The following is an 11463-nucleotide window of genomic DNA, read 5'->3' as shown; positions in this document are numbered from 1 at the left end:
CATTTAACAACATGTGCGAGATACATAGAGGTAGGAATCTATTAAACTGGGGAGCGTGAATGAACTGATTTTAGGTGTTGAGACATCATGTGATGAGACCGGTATCGCTTTGGTGCGAGACGGAGAGTTGTTAGCCGATGTTACGGCAACCTCGATGGATGAATATGCCCGATATGGGGGCATCATTCCGGAGATTGCTTCACGTGCACATTTAGAACAGTTTCTTCCCACCCTTGATGCGGCTCTAGAAAAAGCTGGCGTTAGCCTTGATGAGGTTGATGCGATTGCAGCAACAGCTGGCCCTGGTCTGGTTGGCCCGCTAACTGTTGGTGTTTCGGCAGCGAAGTCCTTGGCTCTGGCACTCAATAAACCGTTTTATGGCGTAAACCATATCATCGGCCATATTGCAGTTGACCAACTCGTCCACGGAGAATTCCCCGAACACTTCATTGGTCTTGTTGTTTCTGGTGGTCACTCTCACTTACTTCACGTGCGCAACATTGCCACCGACGTCGTCGAACTTGGTGGAACACTTGACGATGCTGCCGGTGAAGCCTTTGATAAAGTGGGCCGGCTCTTAGGTTTGCCCTACCCGGGTGGTCCGCATATCGATCGCCTAGCCCAAGAAGGGGATCGCAACGCTATCCGTTTCCCGCGCGGACTAAGCCGGGTAAAAGATAAAGACGTGCACGCTTATGATTATTCCTTCTCGGGGCTAAAAACCGCGGTTGCTCGTCACATCGAAGGACTGCAGGCACGCGGTGCGGAAATCCCTAAAGCAGATATCGCTGCTGGTTTTTCAGAAGCGGTAACTGACGTTCTTTCTCGTAAAGCCTTTGAAGCATGTAAGCGCAATAACTGTGACACTCTCGTTATTGGTGGCGGCTTTTCAGCTAATTCTCGCTTGCGTGAACTTGCCCAGGAGCGCGGCGAAGAATACGGTGTGACGGTACGTATTCCACCGATTCGTTACTGTACCGATAATGGCGCCATGATCGCGGCTTTGGGTTGGGAGATGGTGCGCAACGGGGTAGAACCATCACCATTGAATATTACGGTTGATTCTGGCTTAGCGCGCGAAACAACCATCATCTACTAAGCCCGGCGCGCCCATCGAGGTCTGCTTAGGCGCGTTGGGCTACAACCACACGATGTTGGCCAGCTAGCGGGGTAACAATGAGCGTGGCTTGTGCGCTGTGCTTGGGGTTCAGCTTTAATTTTTTACGCCACGAGACTGGATCTAGCGTCGTTGCGCGTTTTTTAATTTCGACGACGCCGATCTGGTTCGCGACCAGATATGATCGCACCTTCTTCGTATCGAAGGCTAAGACGTCACGGACGGCAAAGCGAGTCAGCAACGGCGTATCGTGAGCCTGAGTGCCGGTGAGATAGGCGATATTGTGTGAGACCGGACTGAGCTGGAAATCCTGACATATCCGCCCAATTCCGCCGGCTCGAATAATGGCCGGATCTGGTTCGTAAAGATAAGCTCCCAGGGGTGCTGGCTCAACAAGTTCTGCATCGACGTTGGGTGCGCCGGTGTGGGCGGTGTAGTTTATGGTGTGCTCGGAGGTAATAACCAGTGCGCTTCGCCCCGGGTTTGGTGCGCAAGCTCCGAGCCAGATAACTGCTTCGAGGAGGTCTCCGGCGACGCTGATCCATTGCACATGGGCATCTTGTGGCAGATAAGCATAGTCAATACCGGGTGCAACTTTTATGCCAGCTGCCGGGAATTTGCGCGCTAAGTCGAGGGCTGTAGATAACGCTGGAGACCAGTTTTCGGGATCCTTAATCCGGTGCCCGTTGTGCCGGCGAGCAGGATCAAGCCACAGTGCATCAGCATCGAATTGGGCAAGATCGATATCGCGCCCATCTGCGTGTATGAGCTCAGCTTCTGGGAACGAGGCGAGATTAGCTTTGGCAGCTAGTGCGGTCTCTTCATCACGTTCTATCGCACTGACGCGCAATCCTAGGCCAGCAAAGGCCATTGAGTCAGCTCCGATTCCGCATCCCAGATCGATAATGTGCTGGGCGGATGCGAGGCGAAAACGTTGGGCGTGATGGACGCCAACCGATAATCGAGTGGCTTGTTCAACGCCGTCGGCGGTAAAGAACATTTCGGAGGCGAAAGGGCCAAACTTTGGTTCGGCTTTGGAGCGCAGGCGAGACTGGGTCAGAGCTGCAGAAATGAGTTCGGGGTCATATCCGGCTTGCCGTAGGCGTGCTGTGAGCGTGAAAACATCGTCAGGATTATAGAGCGGTAGCTGAGAAAGGAGCTGTTTGCCAGCTGGGGTGAGAAGGTCGCGGATTTTGGTCATGTCTCTATCGTCTCATGGTCTCGACATTCGCGCTCAGCGATTTACTGGCACTCCTTTTGACCGAGTGCTAGATTTCGCCTTACTCTTATACATGGACGCGGAAGATTTCCGCGGGGTGCTCGGTTTCGTACACCGCGACGGCGAAACCAGGCAGATAGCTAGTAATTTCGAGCAAAAGAAGGGGGAGTCGGATGTCCGTCTCCATCAAGCCGCTTGACGATCGTATCGTCATTAAGCAGGTTGAAGCTGAAGAAACCACCGCTTCTGGTCTGGTCCTGGTAGATTCTGCCAAGGAAAAGCCACAAGAGGGTGAAGTTGTAGCAGTAGGTCCAGGTCGAGTAGATGACAATGGCAACCGGGTTGCTATGGACGTCAAGGTTGGCGATCTGGTTATTTACTCCAAGTATGGTGGTACTGAGGTGAAGTATGGTGCTGAAGAGTACTTGATTCTTTCTCAGCGTGACGTACTTGCCATCGTTACTCACTAAGTGATGATGTCATAGCTACTGGCCCCGCAAACCTAGGTTTGCGGGGCCAGTACGTTATGTTATGTAGTTTGTGTTGTGTTTCGTATCCGAGAAGGTCGGCTACGTTCTAGGCGGTGCGGTTGTGGCGTTTTGCTGAGATGAGCCGGTTGCGTTCTTCTTCAGATAGGCCACCCCACACTCCGTAGGGCTCATGGTTTACCAGAGCATACTCGCGACATTCTTCGATTACCGGGCAGGTTTGGCAGATACGCTTGGCGCGTTCGATTCGCCGACGACGTGGGCCACCGCGTTCACCTTCGGGATGGAAGAAGAACTCGGGGTCCATTTCGTTACAGCTACCAAGAGCTTGCCAGTCCCAGAAATCTACGAGAGCTCCGGAAACATCCTTAATTCTGGCGACCACTAATGTCACGTCCTGTTCATTGGTGCAATTTCAACTCCGTCTACGTTACCAATGTGGTTAGCAGGAAAACAAGGGGGTTAGTGATATTGAACAGCAGTTTTACTGTGGTGTTGCTTGCATTGACAGATCGTGTTAAGCGTGATTGGGTTCGCAGGTGAAAATAGACAGGTGAAAATAGTGACGCGTTGCAAGCTCTGCGAATCTGTTGCTAATGGGAACAAGCACGTAAACTTAGAGAATGGTTGACAATCCTTTCGCCCTGACCGGGCTAACGTATGATGATGTGCTCTTGCTTCCTGAGGAAACGAATGTTGTCCCCTCTGAGGTGGATACTTCGACGTTCCTCACCCGGAAAATCAAGCTTCAGATGCCGATTATTTCTGCAGCAATGGATACTGTCACCGAGGCTCGGATGGCAATTGCTATGGCTCGGCTAGGCGGTATTGGTATTTTGCATCGCAATTCTTCGATCGAGGATCAAGCCGCGCAGGTTGCCGAGGTTAAGGCTGCACCGGTTGCTGGCGAATCGGATGGCGATTCGGCTAAAGCAACTGTCGATGAGTCTGGTCGGTTGCGTGTTGGTGCTGCGATCGGCTATTGGGGAGATGCTTGGGAGCGGGCTGTAGCCTTGGCTCAAGCTGGGGTAGACGTCCTCGTCGTCGATACTGCTAACGGTGGTGCGCAACTCGCACTTGAGCAGATTCGGCGGATCAAGGCTGATCCTCAGTTCGATCACGTTGAAATCATTGGTGGCAATATTGCCACCACCGAAGGAGCTCAAGCTTTAATTGATGCCGGAGTTGATGCAGTCAAGGTTGGCGTGGGTCCGGGGTCAATTTGTACCACGCGCGTGGTTGCCGGTGTGGGTGTTCCACAGCTTACTGCTATCCATTTGGCGGCTCAGGCGTGTGGTCCAGCAGGTATCCCGCTGATTGCCGATGGTGGTCTGCACTATTCGGGCGATATCGGTAAGGCAATTGTGGCCGGAGCATCCTCGGTTATGTTGGGTTCTTTACTTGCGGGATCAAATGAATCACCGGGCGAAGTTGTTGAGATCAGTGGCCAACGCATGAAGGCCTATCGTGGCATGGGCTCTTTGGGAGCAATGAGTTCTCGTGGTCGCGTATCGTATTCAAAAGATCGCTACTTCCAAGCAGATGTGAACTCTGATGAGAAGATCGTCCCAGAAGGAATTGAAGCTTCAGTTTCGGCTACCGGGCCTGTGGAATCAACTATCTACCAGCTTGTTGGTGGTTTACATCAAACCATGTTCTATATTGGAGCCCATTCAATTCCAGATATGAAACGTGGTCGCTTTATTCAAATCACCTCTGCTGGTTTGCGTGAGTCGCATCCACACGATGTGCAAAACGTGGTCGCGGCACCCAATTATCACACGAACTAAACAGCTAACTTATACTGGGCGAGGCAAACTACATTATTGCCTCGCCCAGTATGGGTTAAGGCTCGTTGAGCGAAGTTACCCAGAGAAAGCCGACGTTACCCAGAGAAAGCCGAAGTTACCCAGAGAAAGTCGAAGTTACTGAAGGGGAACTAGCATTAATAGTGCGGCGATCTAGCTAAGGTTGGCAGCGGGCTAGATGAATGGAATTTAGGCGGTGACTGGCCAGGGCAGTGGCCCGTGAAGCTGGCGTCCATTTCGACCTGCAATAAACTGCTGAAACTCGGTATAGGCTTGTTGTTGAATCTCCATCAAATGCGCTAAAGAATCATGAGCTAATTCAGGGTAGCGGCGTAGCATCGCACCTAAAACACGCAGGGTTGCCAATACATCTGCTTCGGCATTATGGAACGAATCATCATCAGCGACTCCATAATGTTCGGCAAGATTTTCTAACCGGCGCTTACCTTTACGATAACGATCAACGCTGCGATCAAGCATATATGGGTCAATCACTGGCCCAACCTCGTGGCCTAATCGTTCTTTAAGAGTTGGCAAACCATGACGTTCAAGTTCGCATTCGATCAGGGTGAGATCATAGGCGGCGTTGAATGCCACCACCGGATGGCCAGCAGCCATGTGCTGTGATAATAATTCAGCAACTTCGCTGAGTACTTTCCCGATAGGTTCACCTTCCCGGCGAGCTTGTTCGGTAGAAATACCGTGAACATTTTGTGCCTGCAACGGGATATCTACTTCAGGATCGGCTAACCAGTAATGCCGGGTAGCACCCTCATGATCAACAACAATAACTGAGGCAGTCACTAACCGTTCTTGGGTAGGATCAACGCCAGTAGTTTCAGTATCAAACCCTACAACGGGATGATTGGTCCACATATTTCTCTCCGCATCTATGGCTTATTGGTCATACCCATCATCATAGGCATAGCCTCCGACATAATTTTATGACAGTTATGAGCCAGTGACCTACTATAGCTAAAGATACTGGTAGTCTTAGGAATGTGGCAGAGATTGAGATTGGCCGCGGAAAACGCGCCCGTATAGGTTATTCGTTCGACGACATCACCATCGTTCCATCGCGGCGTACTCGTGATGCAACAGATGTGTCAGTATCGTGGCAGTTGGATGCGCATTTGCTCGATATTCCCGTTATGAGTGCGCCAATGGACTCAGTAACCTCCCCGCAAACCGCGATTGCGTTAGGCAAACACGGCGGCGTGGGAGTTCTTGACTTAGAGGGGCTATGGACGCGCTACGAAGATCCGCAGCCACACTTTGACGCTATCGCAAATGCGGAACCAGAATACGTAACACAACTTATGCAACGTATCTACCGCGAACCCATTAAACCTGAATTAATCGCAGCCCGGCTTGACGAAATTCGTAGTGCCGGCGTCGTCGTTGCTGGAGCGCTTTCTCCGCAACGAACCCAAGAACATTGGCGAACCGTCGTCGATGCTGGAGTTGATCTATTTATTATTCGGGGCACCGTCGTTTCGGCCGAACATGTATCGTCAAACCGCGAACCATTAAATCTCAAACGTTTCATCTATGAACTCGATGTTCCAGTTATCGTTGGCGGAGTCGCGTCCTACACGGCGGCGTTGCATTTAATGCGTACCGGCGCGGCTGGAGTTTTGGCTGGTTTTGGCGGCGGGGCAACGAGTGCAAACATACGAACCGCCGGGGCAACAGTTCCAATGGCGACGACGGTGGCCGACGTTGCGGCAGCGCGTCGCGAATATATGGACGAAAGTGGCGGGCGGTATGTACACGTGATCGCTGATGGGCAGATCTCCCACTCTGGTGATTTAGTTAAAGCGATCGCATGTGGTGCCGATGGAGTTATGCTTGGAACCGCATTGGCGCGTGCGCAAGAGGCTCCCGGCCAAGGATTCCATTGGGGCGGAGAGGCCTATCACGCTCGGTTGCCACGCGGAAAGCGAATGCATGTGGGCACCGCAGGACCGCTCGAAAAACTCTTGTTTGGGCCAGCAACAGATGCTCGTGGCACGACGAATATGATCGGTGCATTACGTCATTCGATGGCGATGACCGGATATTCAGATGTGAAAGAATTTCAGCGAGTGGAGATCACTGCCCGCGCCTAAGCGGGTGTGTGCTAAATACCGGCTCAATCATGGACGTATGCCCTACAACGGGGTGAATTTATCGAGATAATATGAAAAGTATCTGCGCCAACACCGGCGCTAATCAAGGAGGAATCATATGACCGAATACCGCATCGAACACGACACTATGGGTGAAGTGCGCGTGCCGGTTGACGCTCTATACCGAGCACAAACCCAGCGTGCAGTTGAGAACTTCCCAATTTCGGGAAAGACTCTCACTCCAGCGCACGTGCATGCGTTAGCCGAAATTAAGCGCGCTGCTGCTTTAGCAAATCTAGAACTTGGCACGCTCGACGAAGAGCGTTCGGCAGCCATTGTTGCTGCAGCCGACGAAGTCATTGCCGGCAAGCACGATGATCAGTATCCAATCGACGTCTTCCAGACCGGTTCGGGCACCTCGTCGAATATGAACACCAATGAAGTTCTTTCCACCATCGCCACCAAGGCATCGGGTATTGAGATTCATCCAAACGATCACGTGAACTGCTCGCAGTCCTCTAATGACGTGTTCCCATCCTCGATTCATATTGCTGCAGTCCAGGCTATCAACACCAATTTGTTGCCTAAGCTCGATATTTTGGCATCATCGCTGGAGGCTAAGGCAGTTGAATTTAAGAATATTGTCAAGTCTGGCCGTACCCATCTTATGGATGCTACCCCGATTACGCTAGGGCAAGAATTTTCTGGCTATGCTGCTCAGGTACGTTTGGGCATTGAGCGCGTGAAGGCTACCTTGCCACACTTGGCAGAACTGCCATTGGGCGGTACTGCAGTAGGTACCGGTATCAACACACCAGCTGGTTTCTCGGCACGCGTGATTGAGCTTATTGCCGAACACACCGGTCAGCCTTTCGTTGAAGCAGCAAACCACTTTGAAGCCCAAGCTGCCCAAGATTCCTTGGTCGAAACATCGGGCGCACTGCGCACCATCGCCGTATCCTTCGTCAAGATCGCCAACGATTTACGCTGGATGAGCTCTGGTCCACGCACTGGTTTAGGCGAAATTCATCTGCCAGATCTTCAGCCAGGTTCTTCGATCATGCCAGGTAAGGTAAACCCGGTTGTTCCAGAAGCTACCGTTCAGGTTGCAGCGCAAGTTATCGGTAACGATGCAGCTATTGCATTTGCTGGTGCGCAGGGCAACTTCGATTTGCTAGTGATGCTTCCAGTTATGGCACAAAACTTGCTTGAGTCTATCGAGATTTTGGGCAATGTTGCGCAAACTCTTGCTACTCGCACTGTCGATGGCATTGTCGCGAACGAAGATCGATGCTTGCAGTTGGCTGAGTCTTCGCCGTCGATCGTCACCCCATTAAACCGTCACATCGGATACGAAAATGCTGCCAAGATTGCTAAGCATTCTGTCAAGCACAATATGACCATCAAGGAAGCCGTTATCGATCTCGGCTTTGTTGAGCGTGGCGAGATTGACGAAGATACCTTAAACAAGGCACTCGATGTCACCACCATGGTCGGCGACTTTTCATAAGAGGTAACTTCCCATAAGAGGTAACTTCTCATAAGTTACGAGCGCTAAATACACCACCAATTGTGGGGTCTGAGGATAATCCTCGGACCCCACGTTTGGTTGCCCAGCCACAACATGCTCAGAACGTGAGTTTGGCGGGAAAATGGCCATTTTTGCTAGGTGATTCAATAGATAGTTCACTATCTTTCAACAGGTTGAAATTTAGTAGTGACGAAAAGCTGACGAATCTTTACCTAAAGTGCCATAATAAAAGACGTGATGTTATCCGTAGTGCCAATGGCGGCATGAAGTATCAGCACAACACGTCTCACTTTTTGAGGCACCCTTTATTTTACGTACAAACTCGACACGCAAGGGAGCGTAAGAGCATGAAACACCGCGCACGATGGGGAACAGCTTGCGCAATGTTCACAGCAACCCTAGTTTCAGTAGCTGGAATAACTCCAGCTTTTGCTGGGGATGTTTACTATGAATATACGCCGATGGATCAGTCGCAAATGCGAGCTGTCAAAGCCGATTCGGTAGCGAATAATGAAGGAAGTAACGGCCCTATCGGCCTAGTCCTTGATAACAATCGCGATACCTACTGGCACACCGCATACAGTGATACTGGAAAGGATCCATTGCCACATTATTTCGTGATCGATTTAGGCAAAAAGGTTGATAACCTGGGTCAAATCACATTAACGCCGCGCCAGTCCTCAAATGGTTCGGGCCGTATTGGGCAATACGTGGTTCAAACATCGGTCGATGATAGGTGTATGGTTTCAGATTCTTTAGATCAAGTTGAATTCACCGAAGCTGCAAGCGGTGAACGAGAATCTGGGGATGCATACGATTCGGCAAACCTCGTTGATTTCGCTATCAATTTCGCACCGCGCGAGGCTCGTTGTGTCAAAGTCATTTACAACTCTGCATGGGGCGGCAATGCAGGCGAGGAAGAAGTCGCAACACTTGCTGAGTTCAATGCGGCTACCGCTGTGGAAACTGATACACCACCAGCTCCCCAGCCACCAACACCAGATGATAAAAATAATGGCACTGGCATAATTACTGTTGAGTCTTATGATGGCAAGACGTGGAAGAACCCATCTGATACTCCAGCGTGGCCGTTCATCGATAAAGATGGACAGTTCCGCTACCTCCACGCGGCAGCGCTTTATGGACCTAACGATCCGCGCCACTGGCAGTTCTTCAAGGGCCCAGATATGGATCGCATGGTACCTGATCAAGAGCTCAATAATTCAGGAACGAACCCTAACACAACAGTTTTTTGTAATAACAGCCCAACCGGCGTGGAATCTTCTTATGCACCGGCGCTGAATTACCATGCACATAAGAACTATTGCGATCTGATTAATATCTGGGTAGATCCAGATACTGGTGACTGGTATGGCTTAGTCCACAACGAATTCACGCCACAGCCATTTGGTGATGGCCTGCACTATGATTCCATCGACTACGCCGTTTCCCATGATCAAGGTAAGAATTGGGAAATTCCTGGCCACGTTATCACCTCCCCATACTCCACACTTCGCGGCGATAACGAAGCTTTCCCTGGACGTACGTATTACTACGGCGACGGCGATCCACGCTTGTATGTTGATTACAGCTCCGGTTACTTCTACGCACTTTACGGTTCGCGTATCGTTAACAAGGGCGGTTCATGGGTTGCCTTCCATGAGCATGCTGCTCGCGCACCAATTTCAGGGAAGATGAAGACTGGAACGTGGCAAAAGTGGTACAACGGTAAGTGGGAAGAGCCTGGCATTGGTGGCAAGGAATCGAATATGGTTCCAGTAACTGAAGAAAATCCAACCGGTTACACGCCAATTGATAAGGAATACAATCCGAAGAATCTTGGAACTGCACAAGAGCAAATCCGAGATGGTTTGATGCCAGATACTTCGCCGTTGTTCGTTATGGACATCACCTACAATGCCTATTTAGGCTTGTACATCGGGCAACCACAGCACAAGGATCAGTCAGGTAACGCATCGCAAGAATACTATGCGACAGATAATCTGGCTACCCAAAAGTGGGTCAAGATTGGTGATACAGGTGATGCCTACCAGAGCGCATCATGGTATCGCTGGTTCCTTGACACCGCAAATAAGACCAACACCGCTATTGTAGGAAAGAACTTCCGGGCATACTGTTCATTTGGGTGCAAGGGCGGAAAGTATTCGGACTTGATTAACCTTTCGGTTACCACTGACGAACCGTACGAACCAATTGATGCTTCCAAGGTTTACACTATCGCTAACGGTAGCGATGCGAAGCTCATGATTGGCCCTGATGGTTCAACAGTTCAGGGCGGTAGCGAGGTAACGAGAGCTAATGGTGCTTGGACTTTCACTTTCCGCGACGATGGTTCCTATCTGATCCTTTCCCAAGATGGTAAGGCATTGGGTGTAGATTCTACGACTCAAGCGGGACGTGCATGGGATGCACCGTTGATGGTTAGCGACCTCGATGAAACAAATATCGGCCAGCAATGGTTCATTGTGCCTACTACTGATCCAGTTACTGGCGAAGTGGCAGATTCATTGCGTTTGATTAACCGTTACAGTGGCTTGACCCTGGCAATCAATGGGGAAGGCGCTGCTACGGCGCCGCAACGTTCCTGGGATGGGGAAGATGTTTCGGTGACGAATTATGCCGCTGTTGCCCACCAGGAGCTTGTGCTCACCGAGTTTGTCGATCCTAAGCCGGATCAGCCGGGAACCGAAATGACCCCAGCTGTGGCCCTATCTAAGGAAATTCTTACTCAAGGTGAAGATCAGATTATTACTGTCACTGGATTGAAGCCAGGAACAGAAGTAAACATCGTCGTCCACTCCGATCCATTGAAGATCGGAACCTTCACTGCAAATGAGAAGGGAATGATTGAGATAACCTGGACGCTTCCGCGCGACTTTGCCCTAGGTGATCACACTGTGGAGATTTCCGGAGCGACATTCACCACGATCAAGGCGAACTTCACAGTTACTGCTGCAACCATTGCCAAGCCAACCCAGCCACAGCCAGTGCCACAAGATTCTGGCCAGAATTCTGGCCATACATCTGGAAAGAACCTGGCAAAGACTGGTATTGCAGTGCCGGGATTGTTCCTGATAAGCACGTTGCTCGTCGGTTGTGGAATTGTGCTACAACGTCGAACCAACTCTCGGGCATAACAAGTAGTAAGCTCACCATGAAATAGTGAGG

The 11463-nt window shown here is 50.9% G+C and carries 10 protein-coding genes; 7 read left to right on the top strand and 3 right to left on the bottom strand.

Going from position 1 to position 11463, the window contains the following annotated elements:
- Positions 1-55 precede the first annotated feature (55 nt).
- Entirely contained in the window at positions 56-1099 is a 1044-nt protein-coding gene (gene tsaD / locus NG665_RS06575) for a tRNA (adenosine(37)-N6)-threonylcarbamoyltransferase complex transferase subunit TsaD (RefSeq protein WP_252672921.1), read from the top strand.
- Positions 1100-1124: 25 nt separating this feature from the next.
- Here the strand turns inward: tsaD and NG665_RS06570 are convergent, their stop codons facing one another.
- Positions 1125-2318, bottom strand: coding sequence for a class I SAM-dependent methyltransferase (locus NG665_RS06570; protein WP_252672920.1), 1194 nt, complete (start codon positions 2316-2318; stop codon positions 1125-1127).
- On the opposite strand from NG665_RS06570, the gene NG665_RS06565 reads away from it, so the two are divergent.
- Both NG665_RS06565 and groES read left to right on the top strand, forming a co-directional pair.
- Positions 2317-2535 (top strand): hypothetical protein, encoded by a 219-nt coding sequence (locus tag NG665_RS06565; protein WP_252672919.1) that lies wholly within the window; start codon positions 2317-2319, stop codon positions 2533-2535. The genes NG665_RS06570 and NG665_RS06565 overlap by 2 nt on opposite strands.
- On the top strand, positions 2510-2806 hold the full coding sequence (gene groES, locus NG665_RS06560) for a co-chaperone GroES (protein ID WP_252672918.1): 297 nt from the start codon (positions 2510-2512) through the stop codon (positions 2804-2806). The genes NG665_RS06565 and groES overlap by 26 nt, the downstream gene beginning before the upstream one ends.
- Before the next feature lie 106 nt (positions 2807-2912).
- Here groES and NG665_RS06555 read toward each other — a convergent pair whose 3' ends face one another.
- Positions 2913-3209 carry a WhiB family transcriptional regulator gene (locus tag NG665_RS06555; RefSeq protein ID WP_435366697.1) on the bottom strand — a complete coding sequence of 99 codons (297 nt, stop codon included), beginning with the start codon at positions 3207-3209 and terminating at the stop codon, positions 2913-2915.
- A gap of 238 nt (positions 3210-3447) precedes the next feature.
- Between NG665_RS06555 and guaB the strand changes: the two genes are divergently transcribed.
- On the top strand, positions 3448-4614 hold the full coding sequence (gene guaB, locus NG665_RS06550) for an IMP dehydrogenase (protein WP_252672917.1): 1167 nt from the start codon (positions 3448-3450) through the stop codon (positions 4612-4614).
- 207 nt (positions 4615-4821) lie between these two features.
- Here the strand turns inward: guaB and NG665_RS06545 are convergent, their stop codons facing one another.
- Positions 4822-5508: an exonuclease domain-containing protein gene (locus tag NG665_RS06545; protein WP_252672916.1), complete on the bottom strand. Its 687-nt coding sequence runs from the start codon at positions 5506-5508 to the stop codon at positions 4822-4824.
- Between the two features lie 125 nt (positions 5509-5633).
- Here NG665_RS06545 and NG665_RS06540 point away from each other — a divergent pair, with 125 nt between their 5' ends.
- From NG665_RS06540 to NG665_RS06530, 3 genes are all read left to right on the top strand, one after another.
- Positions 5634-6743 carry a GuaB3 family IMP dehydrogenase-related protein gene (locus tag NG665_RS06540; protein ID WP_252672914.1) on the top strand — a complete coding sequence of 370 codons (1110 nt, stop codon included), beginning with the start codon at positions 5634-5636 and terminating at the stop codon, positions 6741-6743.
- 118 nt (positions 6744-6861) lie between these two features.
- Positions 6862-8253: a class II fumarate hydratase gene (locus NG665_RS06535; RefSeq protein ID WP_252672913.1), complete on the top strand. Its 1392-nt coding sequence runs from the start codon at positions 6862-6864 to the stop codon at positions 8251-8253.
- A gap of 368 nt (positions 8254-8621) precedes the next feature.
- Positions 8622-11432 (top strand): discoidin domain-containing protein, encoded by a 2811-nt coding sequence (locus NG665_RS06530; protein WP_252672912.1) that lies wholly within the window; start codon positions 8622-8624, stop codon positions 11430-11432.
- The last annotated feature ends 31 nt before the right edge of the window (positions 11433-11463 follow it).

This window comes from Arcanobacterium pinnipediorum (genome assembly GCF_023973165.1).
GTDB classification, from domain to species: Bacteria; Actinomycetota; Actinomycetes; order Actinomycetales; family Actinomycetaceae; genus Arcanobacterium; species Arcanobacterium pinnipediorum.
This window is presented reverse-complemented; position numbering and strand designations above follow the sequence as displayed.

Coding starts and splice junctions, on each gene's coding strand:
- NG665_RS06565 (WP_252672919.1), top strand. CDS start 2,317: ATGTCTCTATCGTCTCATGGTCTCGACATTCGCGCTCAGCGATTTACT.
- groES (WP_252672918.1), top strand. CDS start 2,510: ATGTCCGTCTCCATCAAGCCGCTTGACGATCGTATCGTCATTAAGCAG.
- NG665_RS06530 (WP_252672912.1), top strand. CDS start 8,622: ATGAAACACCGCGCACGATGGGGAACAGCTTGCGCAATGTTCACAGCA.
- NG665_RS06545 (WP_252672916.1), bottom strand. CDS start 5,508: ATGTGGACCAATCATCCCGTTGTAGGGTTTGATACTGAAACTACTGGC.
- NG665_RS06570 (WP_252672920.1), bottom strand. CDS start 2,318: ATGACCAAAATCCGCGACCTTCTCACCCCAGCTGGCAAACAGCTCCTT.
- NG665_RS06535 (WP_252672913.1), top strand. CDS start 6,862: ATGACCGAATACCGCATCGAACACGACACTATGGGTGAAGTGCGCGTG.
- guaB (WP_252672917.1), top strand. CDS start 3,448: ATGGTTGACAATCCTTTCGCCCTGACCGGGCTAACGTATGATGATGTG.